We start from the raw sequence: 17628 nt of genomic DNA, 5'->3' as shown, positions 1-17628 counted from the left end.
CAGGAGCACCCATGGCCCGCCGCCACGACCCCCGCAAACCGATCACGTCCCGCCCCAACCCCCTGGACGCGGCCGGGATCACATACATCGACTACAAGGACACCCACCTGCTGCGGAAGTTCATCTCCGACCGCGGCAAGATCCGCAGCCGCCGCGTCACCCACGTCACCGCCCAGCAGCAGCGGCAGATCGCCGCAGCGATCAAGAACGCCCGCGAGATGGCACTCCTGCCGTACGCCGCCCGCGCCGGCGCGCAGTAGGCGACAGGGGAAGTGGGCGCCGGTACTCAGGAGAGCACCGGCGCCCACGGCATAGCACTTTCACCTCTACGCCGACCGCGCTCGGGTACTAGGACTTCGGATCTCGATCCCACGCAACCAGGCGGCGGCGGTGCCGTCAGGCCCAGGCAACGGCGTCCTCGACAGGCACGCGGGGCAGCCGCGGGAACCACGGGTCGGCACCGGGGTGGCCGATGTTGACCACCAGATGCGAGCGCCAGCTGGTACCGGCGAAGAACTCCTCGTCCACGCCGGCCCGGTCGAAGCCCGCCATGGGGCCGGCCGCCAGCCCCGCTGCGCGCACCGCGAGCAGGAAGACCCCGGTCTGCAATGCCGAGTTGTAGGCCGCGAGGCTCTCGCGCTTCTCCGTCAGGTCGGCGAACGCCGCTCGCAGCATCTCGCCGCGGGCCGGGAAGACGGTCGGCATCTGCTCGTGGAAGTCGACGTCGTACGCCAGGATCGCCACGGCCGGTGCACTGAGCGTCTTGGCCCTGTTGCCCTCGTCGAGGTGCCGGACCAGTCGCTCCTTGCCCTCGCGGGTGCGCACGAAGAGCACACGCAGAGGCTGACCGTTGGCGGCGCTCGGCGACCAGCGGGCGAGTTCCCAGATCATGGCGAGTTCGTCGTCCGCAACAGCCCTTGCGGCAAAGGTGTTCGCGGTGCGGGCCTCGGTGAACAGCACCTTTCGCCCTCCGTCGTCAAGGACATCGAGGGCCTGCGGTTCGCGGTCGGTCGTGCTCATGGTTTCTCTCTCTTACTTCGGTTGTGCGGGGGTGCGGTGCCGGGGCGGGTTGACCGCCCCGGCACCACGTGGTGGGGACCGGGTTTGCGGAGCCGGGCGGGGCACAAGGACCCGGTGCTGCCACGTGGGCTTGTGGCCCCGCCGACGTCATGTGTGGTCTGCTGACCGCTTGTTCCGCTCCGCGCCCAGGCGGGCGAAGAAGGCGATCAGGTCGGGGTTGTCGACCGCCGAAGGGTTCAGGACCTGCTCGGCGGGAGCACCCTGGAGCAGGCGCTTGACGGGAACCTCGAGCTTCTTGCCGGTCTTCGTGTGCGGGAGAGCCGGTACGGCGAGGATCTCGTCGGGCACGTGGCGGGGTGAGGCGCCGGCGCGGATCGTGTCGCGGATCCGGTCGCGCAGGGAATCGTCCAGGCCGACCCCGTCGGCGAGGACCACGAACAGCGGCATCCAGTAGCCGCCGCCGGGTTCCTCCGCGCCGATGACGAGGGCCTCGGTGATCTCGGGGAGGCGCTCGACGACATCGTGGATGTCGGCACTGCCCAGGCGCACGCCGTTGCGGTTGAGGGTGGCGTCGGAGCGGCCGTGGACGATCACCGAGCCGTGCGAGGTGAGCGTGATCCAGTCGCCATGCCGCCATATACCGGGGTAGGCGCCGAAGTAGGCGTCGCGGTAGCGGCTGCCGTCGGGGTCGTTCCAGAAGTACAGCGGCATGGACGGCATGGGCCGGGTGACGACCAGTTCGCCGACCTGATCGAGAACCGGCGCTCCCTGGTCGTCGTAGGCGGCCAGCGCCACGCCCAGGCCGGGGGCGGACAGCTCCCCCGCCCAGACCGGGGTCGTGGCGGCACTGCCGGCGAAGCCGGAGACGACGTCCGTGCCACCGCTGGTGGAGGCCAGCTGGACACCGGGGCCCACATGGTCACGGACCCAGGGGTAGGCGGAGGCGGGCAGAGCGGAGCCGGTGCAGCCGATGACGCGGACGGCCGAGAGGTCGTGCACGGAGGGTTCGATGCCCAGCTTGCTCATGGCCAGCAGGTACTGGGGGCTGGTGCCGAAGACGGTGACCTTGTGGCGGGCCGCCAGCTCCCACAGGATGTCCGGTCGCGCGAGCGGCGCCGGGCTGCCGTCGTAGGTGCAGGTGGTCGCGCCGGTCAGCAGGGTGGAGACGACCAGGTTCCACATCATCCAGTGGGTGGTGGTGTACCACAGCAGGCGGTCCCCGGTGCCCAGATCAGTCTGCAGGCCGAGCATCTTGAGGTGTTCGAGCAGGATCCCGCCGTGCCCGTGGACGATGCCCTTGGGCACTCCGGTGGTGCCGGAGGAGAAGACGACCCACAAAGGGTGGTCGAACGGCACCGGGACGATGGTGAGGTACTCGGTGCGGGTGACGGCGTCCTCCCAGGGAACCGTCAGCCCCGGGTGCCCGCCCTCGGGCCAGGCAAGGCCCACGTGCTCCACGAGCACCGTGGCCGTCAGCGTCGGCAGGGCGGCGGCCAGTTCGAGCGAGGCGGTCCGGCGGTCGTGTGTGGTGCCGTTGAAGAGGTAGCCGTCCGCGGTGATCAGCACCGTGGGTTCGAGCTGGGCGAAGCGGTCGGCGGCGGCCTTGGGTGCGTAGTCCTGGCCGCACACCGACCACACCGCGCCCAGGCTGGCGGTGGCGAGGAAGGCGATGACGGCGTGGGGGGTGTTGGGCAGATAGCCCACCACCCGGTCGCCCTGTCCGACGCCCAGGTCACGCAGGGTGGCTGCGACGGAGGCGACCCGGGCACGCAGTTCCCGGCCCGTGATCTCGTAGCCGGCTCCGGTCTCGTCCAGCGCGGTGATGGCGGGAGCGTCCGGCTGCAGGTTGCGCAGCGCGTGGTGAGCGTAGTTGAGGGTGGCGCCGGGGAACCAGCGGGCGCCGGGCATGGTCTCCTCGGCCAGCACCCGCTCGTACTCGGTCGTCGCGTCGATGTCGAAGTACTCCCACACCGCGGCCCAGAACCCTTCCAGGTCGGTGACGGACCAGCGGTACAGGGCTTGGTAGTCGGTGGGGTCCTGGATCCCTTCGGCGCCCTGGTGCCGGGCCGCCCATCGGGCGAAGTCCGCGATGCGGCTGCGGGCGGCCGTCTTCGGGTCGGGGGTGAAGAAGGGTTCCGGGTACGGCGTGAGGTGCGGGCTGGTCATGGAGTGGTGTTCCTCGTCAGGAGACGCGCCGGACATCGGCGGTATGGCGGACCGTGTGCAGCAGGGGAGCCCAGGCGGCGGTGTCTGTGAAGTCGCCGGTGCCGGTCCGGACGGTGTCCATCACGACCCGGTCGGGGCGCAGCAGGACGGCATCGGCCCGCCCGCGTGCCAGCCAGCCGGCCAGGGTGTCGTCGTCGCCCAGGTCGTCGACGTGGATCGTCGGGGCGCCCAGTGCCGTGGCCACGGCCGTCATCTGCGCCGTGGGCGGCACAGCGGTCAGGACGGCGAAGGAGTCCCCGAGGACGTCATCGAGGCGCACTCGCCTGCCGTCGTGCCGTACCCAGGGCTGCGGGCAGAAGGTGCCGGCCAGCACGCGGCCGGTCAGCCTGGGGCGGCGCCGTACGAGTGGACCGGCGGTCAGGGCGGGGCTGAGGTCACGGCTCACCGCCGCGGTCACGCCAGGGATGCGACAGACCGTGCCCACCACGGCCCGGCGGAACGCCGCACCTCGGTCCTGCCCGCCGGTCATGGCCCAGCCGACGGCGACCGCCACGCGGATCACATGGCGGGCGTGCGGCTTGCGCTCGCGTTCGTAGGTGTCCAGCAGCCCCTCGTGTACGCCCTGTTGGAGCACGCGGGCGAGCTTCCAGGTGAGGTTGTAGGCATCGCGCAGGCCCGCGCACAGACCCTGCCCGACGAAGGGTGGGGTGAGGTGGGCGGCGTCGCCCAGCAGGAAGACACGCCCCCGGCGCCACCGGTCGGCGAGACGGGCCCGGAAGGTGTACTGCGCCTGACGGATCACCTCGAAGTCGTCGGCCGCCGAGACATCGGGCGGCAGGTCCACCCAGGGGGCGACCAGCTCGCGCAGGCGCCCCCACCCGTCCGGGCCGTCCAGGTGCTCGTCCTCGGCCAGCCGGAACTCCCAGCGGTAGCGGTCCTCGCCGACGCGCATGAACGTGCCCGGCCGGTTGGCGCAGCAGATCTGCTCGGCGCCTTCCCAGGTGCGTACCGGGCGGCTGGTGCGCACGTCGATGACCCGCCAGCTCTCCTCGAAGTGCAGGTCCTCCCACACGGCGCCGATGGCGTCTCGGGTGAGACTGCCCGCACCGTCGCAGCCGAGGACGGCATCGGCCCACACGTGCTCCACCTCGTCGCTGCCGTCGCGGCGGAAGGTGACCCGGACCGGACCCGTGGGATCGTTCGATCCGTCGGTGTCCTGGGTGACGGACACGACCTCCACCCCGCCCCACAGCTCGCACTCGGGGCGGCGCGCCAGGGCGTCGCGCAGCAGGCGTTCCAGCTCGGGCTGGTCGAACATGCTGGTCTGCGGGAAGCCGTGGTGCCCGTGCAGGGACCGCGGGAATTCGGTGATCATGCGGCGCTTGGCATCGAGCAGCCGTAGCCCGCGCGCCGGGCGTGCGAGGGCGGCGAACTCCTCGTGGACACCGACGCTCTGCAGGATCCGGCGGATCTCGTCGTCCACGACGACGGCGCGCGGCTGGGGGTAGACGTCCCGGTGGCGTTCCAGGACGACGCTGCGCACTCCGTGCCGGGCGAGCAGGAGGGCGGCCGTGACCCCGACGGGTCCGGCACCGATGATCACCACCGGTATCCGGGATACGGCCTTCATGGTGCGTCCGTAACGGGGGTCCGCTGCTCGCCGAGGTCGATCTGCCCGTCGGGACTGGCGATCGTGGCGGTGATGAGGTCACCGTCGCGCAGGTAAAGGGGGTTCTTGGCCTGGCTCTTGAAGAACGCCTTCCACCTCACCGCGGGCGACAGCAACGCACTGATCTTCGCGATCGGCTTGGGCGGGGCCTTCAGGGCCGTGCCGCCGGGCGTGCCGGTCAGCAGCAGGTCGCCCGGGTCGAGGGTCTGGAAGCGGGCGAGCAGGGTGAGCGCCTGCGCGGGCCGTACGATCATGTCGGCGAGCGTGCGGTCCTGGCGCGACACGCCGTTGACCGACAGCCGCAGCCGCAGGTTGAGCAGCAGGGCGAAGTCCTCGGGCTCCAGCAGGGCCAGGTACGGCCCCGTCGGCGTGAAGGTCGGATAGGACTTGCTCTCGTAGAACTGGGTCTTGGTCAGCTGGACGTCGCGGGCGCTGACGTCGTTGGTCAGGACAAGGCCGGCGACGTAACGGGGCAGGTCCTGCTCCTCGACGACGGTGCCCACGGGCAGGGTCGCGCCCATGACGAGGCCGAGTTCCACCTCGTAGTCGAGGAACTTCACGTGCGCGGGGCGGATGATCGCGTCACGGGGGCCGCTGACCGAGCCGGACGCCTTGCGGAAGAAGGTGGGCGGGATGTCGCCGGTGAAGCCCGAATCCTTGGCGTGGCTACGGTAGTTGACCATCTGGGCGACCACCCGGCACGGGGTGGTGACCGGAGGCAGCGCCACCAGGTCGTCGACGGGCGTGCCGCTCTCGGCGGAGGCAGCGGCCTCGCGGACCGCGTCCCGGTCGGCGAGCAGCTCGGCGGTGGTGGCCGCCTTGGTCTCGACGCGGACGGCGCGCTCGTCGCGGACGACCCACCAGCCGTCGGAGGTGCGCAGAACGTTGGTGCTCATGAGCTCATCGCTTTCATCAGGCCCAGCAGGCGTGCGGGGTCGAGTTCGTTGTCGCCGCGCAGGGCCGCCATGACCTCGCGCAGCTTGGCGGGGGACGGGCTGGTGCCCAGGAAGTCGCGGGTGACGGGCGGGCCCCACTGGGACAGGCCGCTCGCCGACATCGGTGCCCAGCCGGGCTCCAGGTCGCAGGAGAAGAGGTCGCCGTCGGCGAAGTGCTCCAGCATGAAGTGGTCGGGGTCGCGCCAGTAGTCGAACAGCTGGCTGCCCTGGATGTGCCGGCCGATGCCCCAGCTGCGCTTGTAGCCGCGCTCGGCCAGGTACTCCCCACCGGCGCCGATCGCGTCGAGGTCGGTGACCTGATAGGCCGAGTGGACGTAGCCGGTACCGGGCCCCAGGTGCAGGGCCAGCGTGTGATGATCGACGGCCACGCTCCCCTGGTCGCACCGGATGAACGCCATCGTCGGCCCGCGCTCGCGCTGCCCGTCCAGGAACAGGAAGTCGGACACGATCATCCCGAGGGTGTCCAGGTACCAGTCCAGGGTGCGGGCGAACACCCGTGTCTCCAGCACCACATGGCCCAGCCGCTGGATACGGGACGGCTCACGGGGCGGACGCTGGGTGGCGTTCGTACGACGGTGATCGGTACCGAAGTTGAGGATCAGCGGCTCCTGCTCGGGCAGCGCGGGCAGCTGCTCGGCGCAGTGCACGACCCGGACCGGCAGGCCCGAGGGATCGAGCAGGGCGACCGACTGCCCACCGCCCGGTACGCCGATGTCCCCGACGGTACTGCCGGTGGCGCGGGCCAGCCGGTCCAGGTCGGCCCGTTCGGCCGCGCGGAACGCCGGGCCGATGAAGCGGGATGTACGCCCCTTGCGGATCACCATGCACGGCGAGCCGGCGAACGTGCCGCGCAGCCACAGCTCGCGCTCGGTGCGGGCGGCGATCGCGAAGCCGAAGTCACGGGCGAAGACCTCGGCCCGGTCCAGGTCGGGCTTCTCGAACTCCAGCCAGGCCAGGTCGGCCACCTTGACCACGGGATTCCGGGACCGTCCGGGGTGCTCTCCGCGCGAGGCGCCCTGCTCACTGTGGAGGTCTTGGTGGGGCGTCTGGGGAGCGGCCCTGTTAACGGGAGTGTGGGACATGGTGTCCTCCAAGCAACACTGCTGTAATGAGGAAATCATCAACTTTGCCGTTACCCATCGTCAATAGGGTGGACCCAAATATTTGATGATCTCATCAGTAATGGCAGACTGATCGCGACGGTTGTTACACTCGCCGTATGCCGACGTCAGCCCCGCCCAAGAACCGCTTCGAGCGGCGCCGCGCCGAGACCCGTCAGGCGCTCGTCCGTGCGGCCCGGCAGATCCTCGCGGAGACCGGGGACACCAGCGCCAGCATCCAGGCCATCGCCGAGCGCGCGGACGTCGGTTTCGGCTCCTTCTACAACCACTTCGAGTCCAAGACGGAGCTGTTCGACGCCGCGGTGACAGACGCCTTGGACGAGTTCGGGCAGGTCATCGACGAGCGCGTACAAGGAATCGACGACCCGGCCGAGCTCGTCGCCGTGGGCTTCCGGCTCACCGCCCGGATGGCCGACTCCCACCCTGAACTCATGCGGATCCTGCGTGACCGCGGTCTGGCCCAGATCCACACCGACCGGGGCCTCGCCCATCGAGCCCTGCGCGACCTGGAGAACGGCATCGCCTCGGGCCGCTTCACCTGCCGCAACGCGACCACCGCCCTGTCCGCCTTGGGCGGCACCCTGATGTCCCTCGTGGCGCTGCGGCTGGCCCGCCCCGACCTCGACGGGGACGAGGCCGCCTCGGACCTGGCCGAGATGGTCCTGCGCATGCTCGGCGTCCCGCCGGAGGACGCCCATGAGGTCACCCGGCGCACCCTGCCCGGCCTCGACTGACACCTCAGGGGCCCGGCGTCCAGAAGGGATGCCGGGGGCCGCGTGTTTGCGCTGGGCGGCTACTTCATGGCCGCCAGGGCCGCGTCGACGCCCGCGATGGGCGAGTCGAGGCCGGTGACGGTGTCGCAGCCGGGGCCGGCTGTGCACTCGGCACCGCAGCGGCCTTTGGGACAAGGCCGTGAAGTTACGGCGTTGTGCCTGATCGCAAGGTCGGCTGTGGATCTCGCGGTTGGGCGGACGCAGGAAGCGGAGCTCCGGTAGAACGGCTTGTCCTCCAAGACGAGTCGTTCACCACAGGAGCTCCGCAAGGCACAGCAGCGCATGCTGCTCTCACGACGGCAAGGGCGGCGTCATGACGGCTCACCACACATCCGGTCCCGCCGACTGGATCTACCGGCTCGCTCCCGGCCGTGGGGACGCGCCGCGTACTCCCGCCAGTTCGGCGCAGAGCATCACCGAGGCGACCGACCGCCTCGGCCCCCAGCCCGTGGCCTGGGCCATCGCTGTCGGTGACGAGCTGGCCCGTGTCATCATCCACGAGGTTCCCGGACTGGGAGGCGGACCGGCGCCCTACGAAACGCTCCGGATGGGGACCGAAGCCGCGACGCTGTACGCGCTGCTCCTGCTGGCCGACCCTGCGGCCGACCGGGTTGTCCCGGAGGAATCCCTGCTGGGCGACCGCGAGTTCGCTCGCAGGCGCCTCGGCCTGGACAAGGTGCTGCGCGGCATCCGCGTCGCCCACGCTGCGCTGACGAACGCCCTGATGGCCGCGTGCCAGGAAATCGTTCCGCTGCCCGAACGCGCGGAGCAGTTCCGCCGCGTCTCCGAGCTGCTCTTCGGCTTTGTCGACGAGTTCTCCTCGCGGATGACCGCCGAGTACCTGGCCGAGCACGACCGCTGGCTCACCAGCGGCGCCGCAGCCCGCGAGGAGACCGTCCGCTTGATCCTCGGCGGTCAACCGGTACGGCAGGAAGCCGCGAGTGAGCTCCTCGCTTACCGGCTGGAGGGCCGCCATCTCGCCGTCATCGCCTGGTGTGACAGCCCGACCGCGGACGCCGCCGGCGATCTGCAGCGGGCGGCGGCCGAACTGTTGCACCGGCGCGGCTGCACGTCGACCCTGGTCATCCCCACCGGCCGGACCACTGTGTCGGCGTGGGGAGAACCGCACGCCGCGCCCCCGACCGGCACGCCGGGTGAGTTGCCGTACCAGGAAGGCATCCGCTTCGCCTGCGGCTCGGTACGGCACGGGCTGCCGGGGTTCCGCCAGTCGCATGAGGACGCCCAGCACACGGTCCGAGTCATGCAGCTCAATCCCGGCAGCACGGGCTCGGTCGTCGACTACCCGGATGTCGAGCTGGCGGCCCTGGTCTCGGCCGACCTGCCCGCCCTGCGCCGCTTCGTGAGTGACGAGCTGGGGGCGCTGGCGGCGGACAGCCGGCACGCGGGCCAATTGCGCCGGACGCTGCGCCTGTACCTGCGCAACGAGCGGAGCCTGACGGTCGCCGCGACGCAGCTGCACGTGGCGCGCAACACCGTCACCTACCGGGTCAAGCGTGCTCAGGAACTGCTCGGGCACGACCTGACGGACCGACTGCCCGAGCTGATGACCGCCCTGGAGGCCGCGCAGACGCTGGGCCCCGCCGTGCTCCGACCGGAGGAAGACGGCTCGCATGACGGTGCTTCCCGACGCTCCTGACGATCACGGCTGATTCGCTCAGATCAGGGGAGTGACCTGCTCCTCGATGCCCAGCAGCGCCCGCCCGTACAACTCGCCGGCGATGGCCGGGTTGATCACCGCATGCCGGCTGCCCGTCTCCTGGTCCCGCCAGATCCGCTGCAGCGGATTGGCCTCGGCGAAGCTGCCGGCGCCCTGGATGCTCAGCAGCAGATCGAGGGCCTCACGGGAGCGGCGGGCCACGTAGCCGGTGTCCATCCGCACCCGGGCCCGAGTCTCGAAAGGCATGTACTCGCCGTGGGCAGCACAGCTGTCGATGTCGTCCGCGGCCCGCATCAGGTGCAGGCGGGCGGTGTCGATCAGCTGGGCCGCCTCGGCCAGCTGGATCTGCGTGGACGGGGCCTCACTGGCGCGCTCGTAGAAGGTGTAGGAGATGCCCCTGCCCTTGGCGAGGGAGGCGGTGACCACATCCAGGCCGGCCTGCGCCAGGCCCACCTGCGGGCCCGCCAGCACCAGCGCGAGCACCGGAACCAGCGCCGAGCGGTACAGCGCCTCGTCCTTGCGTTCGGTCGCATAGGTGCCCTGCACGCCCTGGGTCACCGACAGGATGCGGTGCGCGGGTACGAAGACCTCGTCGGCGACGAGGGTGTTGCTGCCCGTGCCCCGCATGCCGGCCACGTACCAGGTGTCCTCGATCGTCAGCTCCTCCATCGGGATGAGAGCGGAGCCCTGGTCGATCTGCTGTCCGGAGGCGTCCACGACGGGCATGCCGAGGCACGCCCACTGGGAGTGCAGGCTGCCCGAGGCGAAGCCCCAGCGTCCGGTGACGACCAGTCCGCCCTCGACGGCCCGGCTGGTGGCACTGGGGGCGAGCACTCCGCACACCCGCGCGTCGGGGTTCTCGCCCCACACCTCCTGCTGGGCCCGCTCGGGGTAGAGACCGACCATCCAGTTGCAGACGTTGATCAGCGTTGTCACCCAGGCCGTGGAACCACATCCGCGCGCGAGCTCGGAGGTGATCTCCAGGAATGTCCTGATGCCGGCCTCGTGGCCGCCAAGGCGCCGCGGCACGGTCAACCGGAACAGCTCCGCCTCGGACAGGGCCGCGATGTTCTCCTCGGCCACCTTGCGGTCCGCTTCGGTGCGGGCGGCGTTCTCGCGCAGCAAGGGCACCAGTGCCGCCGCACTCTCCTTCAGCGCCGCGGCGGACGCGGCGGTCACCTGCGGGGCGGATGTGGTCGTGGTCATGGGGTCCTCCGGAGTTTCGCGGCTCATCTGGCGCACCTCACGTGGCGAGGTGCCGCTCCCGGCATTCCACGCCCGGTCCGCATCGCTGTCGTGTGTCCGGGACCGCAGAGTTCGTCTTGCCGGTTGGGCTGCCGGACCAGTTCGGCGACAACTTGATTCCGTGGCCCTAAGTCGTGCGCCCGACTTGGCCGCCCGGCCCAATGCCATGCGGAGGCAACTGTGGATTCACTGGAGCGAAACCCGCGCCGCCGACGCCGCGAGCGACGGCAGGCGGCGCATGGTCCGGCTCCCGCTCCCCTGGAGATTGCTGTGTCCGCAACCGCCCTTGCCGCAACAGACCCGACCGCCACCACGGCCGAGCCCGCGGTGTTCCGCCGCGTACTCGGCCATGTACCGACCTCGGTGTGCGTGGTGACCGCCACGACGCCGCAGGGCCCGGTGGGCGTCACGGTAGGCAGCTTCACCTCCGTCTCCCTCGACCCGCCTCTCGTGGTCTTCTACTGCGGCCGGCAGTCAGCCAGCGCAGAGGCGATCATCCGCTCAGGGCACTTCTGCGTGAACGTGCTGGCCGAAGACCAGCAGCAGGTGTGCGCGGCCTTCGCAGGCCGCTCGGCCAACCGGTTCGCCACCGGCGACTGGGAACTGACGGACCAGGCGGCTCCGCGCCTCGGCGGGGCGGCGGCCTGGATCGAGTGTGACGTGGAGGACAGTTTCCCCGCAGGCGACCACGTAGCGGTGGTGGGCCGAGTGCAGCGTCTGGCCGCGGCCGGCGGCCCCCGCAAACCCTTGATCTTCCACCGCGGCCAACTGGTCCGCCTCGATCGTGCCTGCGGCAGGCACGTGCCCACCCATTCCTTCGACTGGTGGGACATCTGACCTCCGGCCCGCACGCCCCGCCGGTGATCCGGCACGACGGCGACCGACACCGCGACGCCGGTGGCAGGAGGTGTGCCGCCCACCTTGAACCACACGGACCTGGTGGTGTCACCGGACGTCGGTCGGGCTGCGTGCCGTCCCGCGCAGAGCTGCTGGAAGTCGAAGCAGTCCGTGGTCCAGGGGGCCTTGAGCAAAAAGCCGTGGGCGCCGGTGTTCCCTCAAGCACCGGCGCCCACTCACCCCTGCCCGAGGTGGTTGTGGTCGTCCTTCTGCAGAGTTGTCAGGGGACGAGGATGAGGCGGATCGGGTCGCCGATCTTGTTCTCCAGCCGGTTGACCGCGTCGGCGGCGTCGGCGAGGGGGATGTGGTCGGTGATGGAGGGGGCAAGGTCGAGGCGCCCGTTGGAGGCCAGCTGGACCAGCTCGGTGACGCCCTCGGGGGTGGCGCCGTAGTGGCCGCGGACCTGCTTCATCATGTAGTTGAAGGTCAGGCCCTCGGTGATGGTGAGGGGCTTGGGCGTGATGCCGACCAGGATGAGGGAGCCGCCCAGGCCGAGTGCGGCGGCGGCCTGCTCGCGGACGGCGGGCACGCCGGCGCAGTCGAAGGCGAAGTCGAGGCCTCGTCCGGCGGTGGCCGCGCGGACCTGGTCGGCGAAGTCGTCGGCGGCCGGGTCGAGGGCGAAGTCCGCGCCGAATTCCAGGGCGCGGTTGCGGGCGCTGGGCAGTGGGTCGATGGCGATGATCGGCGCGGCGCCGACCAGGCGGGCGAGGCGTACGTTGTGGGCGCCGACTCCGCCCACGCCCCAGATGCCGACGGACTGGGCGGGGCGGACGCCCGCGGTGGTGACGACGGCGGCGTAGGGGGTGGAGACCGCGTCGGGGATGATCGCGGCCTGGTCGAAGGGGAGGCTGTCGCCGTCCCATCTACGTGGCGATGGCGGTGACCGTCGAGGGCACCCGCGACATCCTCGGGATCTGGGCCGGCGACGGCGGCGAGGGCGCCAAGCACTGGCTCCAGGTCTTCACCGAGCTGAAGAACCGCGGAGTTGAGGACGTCCTGATGCTCGTCTGCGACGGACTGAAGGGGCTGCCGGACGCGGTCGAGTCCGTCTGGCCCCGCACGGTCGTGCAGACCTGCATCGTTCACTTGATTCGCAACAGCATCCGCTACTGCGCCCGACAGGACTGGGACAAGGTCGCCAAGGACCTGAAGCCCGTCTACACCGCCCCGAGGGAGGCCGCCGCGACCGAGCGGTTCCTGGAGTTCTCCGAGAAATGGGGCTCCAAGTATCCGGCCGTGATCAAGCTGTGGTCCGACGCCTGGGCCGAGATGGTGCCCTTCTTGTCCTTCGACGTCGAGATCCGCAAGGTCATCTGCAGCACGAACGCGATCGAGAGCGTGAACGCCCGCATCCGCAAGGCCGTCCGGGCTCGCGGCCACTTTCCGTCGGAGGCCGCCGCGTTGAAGTGCGTCTACATGGCGCTGATGAGCCTGGACCCGACCGGCAAGGGCCGACGCCGCTGGACGATGCGCTGGAAGGCCCCGCTCAACGCCTTCCAGATCGCCTTCGACGGCCGCCTGACCCCCACCGACCAGCGATAACTCAACAACCAAGATCAGCCATTAACTTGACACACCCTCAGTCGCCGTGCGTCCCCTTCCGCCCTTATGCGGGAAGAGGGGGTGAGACAACGGAGGAAGTGGTGAAGATGCGGACCGTTGTCGAAATGACGGTACTCACGGGCGGAGGGCGATGACGGCGCGTCCTTGGATCTTGCCGTCGTGCAGGAGCTGGTATGCCTCGTTGGCGCGTTCCAAGGGGAAGCGTTCAACCAGCATCTTGATCTTTTGCTGCTGGGCGAGGGTGATCACTTCCATCAGTTCGGGAAGGGAGCCCCAGTAGGGCGAGGCGACCGCGCACTCGTGCGGCGGGCTCGAGAAGTTGACTGGCAGGGCTCCGCCGCCGAGACCGACGATGGTCAGGTGGCCGAGCACCCTGGCCACCTGAGCAGCCATCCGCAGAGTCGGGTCGATGCCGACCATGTCCAGCACGAGCTGAGCGCCCTGCTGCCCCGTCATGTCCTTGATGCGCGTGACCGCTTCCTCGCCCGAGAGCAGCACCTCGTCCGCGCCCATGCGCTTGGCGGTTTCCAGCTTGCCGGCATCGGTGTCCACGGCGACGACGGTGGTCGCCGCGCTGAGCGCGCGGACCATCTGGATCGCCATCTGGCCCAGACCGCCCACTCCGATCACCACCGCGGTCGAGCCCGGCCCCAGCAGGTGCAGCGATCGCTTGACGGCGTGATAGCTGGTCAGCCCCGCGTCGCTGAGCGGGGCCGCCTGGCGGGGGTCGAGGGTGCCCAGCGGAATCAGGAATCGCGCCGCCGGGACCAGCAGGTACTCAGCCATTCCGCCGTCGTGACCACCTCCCAGGCCCCCGCCCTGACCACTGCCCTTCTGGCAGTAGTTCTCCCGGCCCTCCCGGCAGTTGGCGCACACCCCACAGCCCCAGGGACCGTAGACCATCACAGGGTCTCCGGGCGCGAACCCGGTGACACCCGATCCCAGCCTCTCCACCCATCCCGCATTCTCATGGCCGAGCGTGAAGGGCAGTCCCGTGGCGAACCCTGGTGGTGGTCCGGGTGCCTCCATGATGTGCAGATCTGAGTGGCACGCACCGGCGCCCCCGACCTTCACCAGGACCTGCCCCGGCCCGGGCTCGGGCACCGGCACCTCGCGCAGCTCGGGCGGTTGCTGCCATCCGACCAGTTGAAAAGCCCGCATAGCGATCCTTTACGCACGCCGATTCAGTCGCGGATCCCGTCGATGTCGACCAGGACGTGGCGCGGGCCGCGGAAGATCTGGTTGTGGCGGTACGGCGGTGGGTCCTCCACGAGCCGGGGGTTTTCCACCCGGCGGATGAACTCGCCGACGGCGACCTGGACCTCGAGCCGCGCGAGCGGAGCGCCGAAGCAGAAGTGGATGCCCTGGCTGAACCCGAGGTGCTGGTTGTCGGGGCGTTCGAGGTCAAGCTCGTCAGGGTTGGCGAACCGCTTCGGGTCGCGGTTCGCCGAGCCGTATGCGAGGAAGATCGGCGCGCCCTTCGGGATGGTGGTGCCTGCGATATCGATGTCTTCCACGGCGGAGCGGGTGTGCCAGAACTGGACCGACGACTCGAAGCGCAGCAACTCCTCGACCCCGGGCACGATCAGCTCGGGCCGGCGGCGCAGCTTCTCCAGCGCGTCGGGGTGCCGCAGCAGGGTGAGCACGCTGTGGGCGATGAGATTGACCGTGGTTTCATGCCCGGCGAAAATCAGGAGCAAGGCATTGCTCACGAGCACGCCCTTGGACATCCCTCCCTCCGCGCCGTCCTCGTGCACCATCGCCGAGAGCATGCCCGGGCCGGGCTGCTGGGCGTACCGGTCGAGCAACTCGGCTGCGAACCGCCCGAACTCCTCCACGGCCTCGCGACCCCCGGCCAGTCGGCTCTGCATCTCCTCGGAGGCAGCCTCGGGGCCGAAATCCAAAGAGTCCAGGGCCGTCTCGATCCAGCCGTGGAAGCGTGACTCGTCTTCCAGCGGCACGCCCAGGACCTTGCAGATCACGCTCACCGGCAGGGGGTAGGCGAACTCGTCGACGGCATCGATCCGGGTCTTGCCCTGCATGTTGTCCAGAAGGCCGTCCACGATGCGGCGGATCTCGGGTTCCAGGTCGGAGATCATGTGAGGGGAATGGGGCGGGCCGACGAAATGCGGCGTCATCATCCGGCGATCTCGATCGTGCTCGGGTGGATCCTGGGTGATGATGTTCGGCTCCAAGGAGATGACCGCCTCCGTGATCGGCTCGGCCTCCGCCGAGCCCTCGGCGGGGGCCGCGACCGGGACAGGGAGCTTCCTGGGATCCGAACTGACCCGGGGGTCGTGCAGCAGCGCGACGATCTCTTGGTAGGTACTGACGACGTAGGTGCCGTCCGGCTGCCGCGCCACCGGTGTCCTGCGGAGTTCCTCGTAGAACGGGTACGGATTGGCGCGGTTGGCGTAGCGGAGGGCCTGCTGCCAGGGGGTTTCCTCGACCACGAGGCTCCCCTCCATTCCTGTCGATGCTGTCGGCTTGCACGCCCGACCCGGCGCGCGCGTCAACGGGGGCGAGACCGGAACTCGGCCCTCCGCTCGCTCGGGTCGTGGCCGGTCAGGACGACGTCGGGGACCGCCGTGGGGACGCCGGGTTGCGGGAACTCGGCCGGGATCGGCTTCATGCCGGGGGGCTGGTCCCAGCCCGGCGGCGGAGGCGGGAACGGACCCGATTGCTCGATCAGCTTCCCGTAGTACTCCAGCCACTTGCCGTGATCGAAGGTGACGGCGGCGACGATGCGGCCCCGGCGACCGTAGGCAGCGGCGAAGTGGCGCTCCTTGACGGACCCCTGCGTGAAGACGATCTCGTCACCGAAAGGAGGCACGCCGACGGACTTGATGTTGACGCCGAACTGACCGGACCAGAAGCCGGGCAGCAACAGATGCGGGCGATAGTGGGGCTCGAGGTTCACCATGTTGTGGGCCGCGACCTCGGCGCCGAGCACGGCATTGTCCCAGTGCTCCATCGCGAGGAACTGGTACTCGTACAGCACGTGGGGCGCGCGCGCCACGTCCCCTGCCACGTAGATGCTGTCGGTGATCACGCCGTTGACGTCGAAGGCGCGACCGCCGGCGTCGCAGCCGACGCCCCAGAAACCGGACGCCAGCCCGGCGCCCTCCAGCCATTCCACATTGCGGATCGACCCCAGCGAGGCCACCACCACGTCGGCGTCGACGGTGGTTCCGTCCGAAAGATGAGCACGCCGCACGTGCCCGCCGGAGTCGCCCTCCAGTGACGACACGCCCAGCCCGCAGCGCAGGTCCACGCCGTGGTCGCGCTGCATCTCCGCGGCGATCTCACCGATCACCCCGCCGAGCGCGCCGACCAGCGGCGCCGAGCCCCGCTCGACGACGGTCACCGGGAGATCGAGTTCCCGGCAGACGGAGGCCACTTCCGAGCCGATGAACCCGGCCCCGATGACCATGACCCGTGACGGCGGCGCGGCCAGCGCCTTCTGCAGCCGTGCGGCATCATCACGCGAGCGCAGTGTGTAGACCCCGTCCAGGGCGGCCTCGTCCGGGTTCGGCCACTGTCGCGCCCGGGTGCCGGTGGCGATCAGCAACCGGTCGTACGGGATCTGCTCGCCGTCGGCCAGGCGGACCTGCTTCGCGGCCCGGTCCAACCCGGTGGCGGCCACCCCGAGCCGCCACTCCGCATTCACTTCTCGCAGGCGGGGCAGCATGGTGTGGTCGGCCGGCACCCAGCCTTTGAGCACCTGCTTGGACAGCGGAGGACGGTCGTAGGGCTCGTACGGCTCGTCCCCGATGATGGTCAAAGACCCGGTGAAGCCCTCTTCACGCAGGGCTTCGGCGGCCCGCAGTCCCGCCAGGGACGCACCGACGATGACGATCCGGCCGTTGGCCCTGAACTCGCGCACCAGCTCTGCGACCGTTGCCGGCACCGTCATGACGTCGCGCTCCCCTCCGCGCCGTCCAAGCGGTCGAGCACGATCGCCTGCACCGGACACGCCGCAGCGGCTCGCTCAACCTGCAGGCGCCTCTCGTCCTCGGGGTTCGGCTCGTAGGTGAGCGCCTCCTGACCAGTCAATCTGAAGACCTCGTGCGCCAAATACACACATTGTGCGTATCCCTGGCACCGATTCAGGTCCACGGCGATCCGCATGGGCAGACTCCTTCCGATCTGCCGCCCAGCTGGACAGCCCACCCGTCGCCCCCGCCGACGCCATCGGCTGAGCACCCGTATGTTCGATCTTCTTCGCCACGGCGGCACCTTCGCGGTGACGCTTACTGCCGGTGAGCGTCAGTCCGAAGGCCATACACATTCGATTGCGTCGGCATCAAGGTTCGCCTCGGCCGTTCCGCTCCTAAAAAAATCCTCGCCCCGTCTTCCGACGACCGCAAATCCGCTGTTACGGAAGACATCTCTCAGGGCAGCTGTCGTTCTTGATCACTGACCGGTTCGTGCAGGTCCGGGGGCTTCCGGAGTGCCTGCCCGCAGGGAAGCGGCCACCGTGATCAGGAGCGTCTGTGGAGACAATAAGGCCCGGCCGACCGAGCCCGCTGATCACGCC

14 protein-coding genes and 2 pseudogenes are annotated in these 17628 nt (G+C 70.0%); 5 read left to right on the top strand and 11 right to left on the bottom strand.

The window, feature by feature from the left end; all coding sequences use genetic code 11:
- Positions 1-11 precede the first annotated feature (11 nt).
- On the top strand, positions 12-260 hold the full coding sequence (rpsR, locus tag OG766_RS34630) for a 30S ribosomal protein S18 (protein ID WP_328727156.1): 249 nt from the start codon (positions 12-14) through the stop codon (positions 258-260).
- A gap of 136 nt (positions 261-396) precedes the next feature.
- Here the strand turns inward: rpsR and OG766_RS34625 are convergent, their stop codons facing one another.
- From OG766_RS34625 to OG766_RS34605, 5 genes are all read right to left on the bottom strand, one after another.
- Positions 397-1020, bottom strand: a complete 624-nt coding sequence (locus OG766_RS34625; RefSeq protein ID WP_266389039.1) for a malonic semialdehyde reductase — start codon at positions 1018-1020, stop codon at positions 397-399.
- Positions 1021-1167: 147 nt separating this feature from the next.
- Positions 1168-3186 carry an acetoacetate--CoA ligase gene (locus OG766_RS34620; protein WP_328727155.1) on the bottom strand — a complete coding sequence of 673 codons (2019 nt, stop codon included), beginning with the start codon at positions 3184-3186 and terminating at the stop codon, positions 1168-1170.
- A gap of 16 nt (positions 3187-3202) precedes the next feature.
- A complete protein-coding gene (gene mhpA / locus OG766_RS34615; protein ID WP_328727154.1) occupies positions 3203-4816 on the bottom strand; it encodes a bifunctional 3-(3-hydroxy-phenyl)propionate/3-hydroxycinnamic acid hydroxylase MhpA in 1614 nt (537 codons plus the stop codon).
- Positions 4813-5751, bottom strand: coding sequence for a fumarylacetoacetate hydrolase family protein (locus OG766_RS34610; RefSeq protein ID WP_328727153.1), 939 nt, complete (start codon positions 5749-5751; stop codon positions 4813-4815). The genes mhpA and OG766_RS34610 overlap by 4 nt, the downstream gene beginning before the upstream one ends.
- Positions 5748-6893 carry a VOC family protein gene (locus tag OG766_RS34605; protein WP_328727152.1) on the bottom strand — a complete coding sequence of 382 codons (1146 nt, stop codon included), beginning with the start codon at positions 6891-6893 and terminating at the stop codon, positions 5748-5750. Before OG766_RS34605 ends, OG766_RS34610 begins: the two co-directional genes overlap by 4 nt.
- Before the next feature lie 137 nt (positions 6894-7030).
- Here OG766_RS34605 and OG766_RS34600 point away from each other — a divergent pair, with 137 nt between their 5' ends.
- Both OG766_RS34600 and OG766_RS34595 read left to right on the top strand, forming a co-directional pair.
- Positions 7031-7666 carry a TetR/AcrR family transcriptional regulator gene (locus OG766_RS34600; RefSeq protein ID WP_266389024.1) on the top strand — a complete coding sequence of 212 codons (636 nt, stop codon included), beginning with the start codon at positions 7031-7033 and terminating at the stop codon, positions 7664-7666.
- Between the two features lie 352 nt (positions 7667-8018).
- Complete coding sequence (locus OG766_RS34595; protein ID WP_328727151.1) at positions 8019-9362, top strand: PucR family transcriptional regulator; 1344 nt, start codon at positions 8019-8021, stop codon at positions 9360-9362.
- A gap of 18 nt (positions 9363-9380) precedes the next feature.
- Here the strand turns inward: OG766_RS34595 and OG766_RS34590 are convergent, their stop codons facing one another.
- Positions 9381-10589: an acyl-CoA dehydrogenase family protein gene (locus OG766_RS34590; protein WP_266389018.1), complete on the bottom strand. Its 1209-nt coding sequence runs from the start codon at positions 10587-10589 to the stop codon at positions 9381-9383.
- Positions 10590-10898: 309 nt separating this feature from the next.
- Between OG766_RS34590 and OG766_RS34585 the strand changes: the two genes are divergently transcribed.
- Positions 10899-11465, top strand: coding sequence for a flavin reductase family protein (locus OG766_RS34585; protein WP_328727150.1), 567 nt, complete (start codon positions 10899-10901; stop codon positions 11463-11465).
- A gap of 280 nt (positions 11466-11745) precedes the next feature.
- Here OG766_RS34585 and OG766_RS34580 read toward each other — a convergent pair.
- Positions 11746-12378, bottom strand: a pseudogene (locus OG766_RS34580) (zinc-binding dehydrogenase); the annotation flags it as partial.
- 2 nt (positions 12379-12380) lie between these two features.
- On the opposite strand from OG766_RS34580, the pseudogene OG766_RS34575 reads away from it, so the two are divergent.
- A pseudogene (locus OG766_RS34575) lies at positions 12381-13067 on the top strand (IS256 family transposase); the annotation flags it as partial.
- Between the two features lie 135 nt (positions 13068-13202).
- On the opposite strand, the gene OG766_RS34570 reads toward OG766_RS34575, so the two are convergent.
- From OG766_RS34570 to OG766_RS34555, 4 genes are all read right to left on the bottom strand, one after another.
- Positions 13203-14249 (bottom strand): NAD(P)-dependent alcohol dehydrogenase, encoded by a 1047-nt coding sequence (locus OG766_RS34570; protein WP_328727149.1) that lies wholly within the window; start codon positions 14247-14249, stop codon positions 13203-13205.
- 23 nt (positions 14250-14272) lie between these two features.
- Positions 14273-15451 (bottom strand): cytochrome P450, encoded by a 1179-nt coding sequence (locus OG766_RS34565; RefSeq protein WP_328727148.1) that lies wholly within the window; start codon positions 15449-15451, stop codon positions 14273-14275.
- A 149-nt stretch (positions 15452-15600) separates the two neighbouring features.
- A complete protein-coding gene (locus OG766_RS34560; protein WP_328727147.1) occupies positions 15601-17004 on the bottom strand; it encodes an NAD(P)/FAD-dependent oxidoreductase in 1404 nt (467 codons plus the stop codon).
- Positions 17001-17219 (bottom strand): ferredoxin, encoded by a 219-nt coding sequence (locus OG766_RS34555; RefSeq protein ID WP_266388997.1) that lies wholly within the window; start codon positions 17217-17219, stop codon positions 17001-17003. The genes OG766_RS34560 and OG766_RS34555 overlap by 4 nt, the downstream gene beginning before the upstream one ends.
- Between the last annotated feature and the right edge of the window lie 409 nt (positions 17220-17628).

This window comes from Streptomyces sp. NBC_00259, assembly GCF_036181745.1.
Lineage (GTDB): Bacteria > Actinomycetota > Actinomycetes > Streptomycetales > Streptomycetaceae > Streptomyces > Streptomyces pratisoli.
The sequence above is the reverse complement of the archived record's forward strand: the minus strand, read 5'-3'. Positions and strand labels throughout refer to the sequence as shown.

Excerpts from the sequence above, each read along its gene's own strand:
- rpsR (WP_328727156.1), top strand. The coding sequence starts at position 12 with ATGGCCCGCCGCCACGACCCCCGCAAACCGATCACGTCCCGCCCCAAC.
- OG766_RS34625 (WP_266389039.1), bottom strand. The coding sequence starts at position 1,020 with ATGAGCACGACCGACCGCGAACCGCAGGCCCTCGATGTCCTTGACGAC.
- OG766_RS34620 (WP_328727155.1), bottom strand. The coding sequence starts at position 3,186 with ATGACCAGCCCGCACCTCACGCCGTACCCGGAACCCTTCTTCACCCCC.
- mhpA (WP_328727154.1), bottom strand. The coding sequence starts at position 4,816 with ATGAAGGCCGTATCCCGGATACCGGTGGTGATCATCGGTGCCGGACCC.
- OG766_RS34610 (WP_328727153.1), bottom strand. The coding sequence starts at position 5,751 with ATGAGCACCAACGTTCTGCGCACCTCCGACGGCTGGTGGGTCGTCCGC.
- OG766_RS34605 (WP_328727152.1), bottom strand. The coding sequence starts at position 6,893 with ATGTCCCACACTCCCGTTAACAGGGCCGCTCCCCAGACGCCCCACCAA.
- OG766_RS34600 (WP_266389024.1), top strand. The coding sequence starts at position 7,031 with ATGCCGACGTCAGCCCCGCCCAAGAACCGCTTCGAGCGGCGCCGCGCC.
- OG766_RS34595 (WP_328727151.1), top strand. The coding sequence starts at position 8,019 with ATGACGGCTCACCACACATCCGGTCCCGCCGACTGGATCTACCGGCTC.
- OG766_RS34590 (WP_266389018.1), bottom strand. The coding sequence starts at position 10,589 with ATGACCACGACCACATCCGCCCCGCAGGTGACCGCCGCGTCCGCCGCG.
- OG766_RS34570 (WP_328727149.1), bottom strand. The coding sequence starts at position 14,249 with ATGCGGGCTTTTCAACTGGTCGGATGGCAGCAACCGCCCGAGCTGCGC.
- OG766_RS34560 (WP_328727147.1), bottom strand. The coding sequence starts at position 17,004 with ATGACGGTGCCGGCAACGGTCGCAGAGCTGGTGCGCGAGTTCAGGGCC.
- OG766_RS34555 (WP_266388997.1), bottom strand. The coding sequence starts at position 17,219 with ATGCGGATCGCCGTGGACCTGAATCGGTGCCAGGGATACGCACAATGT.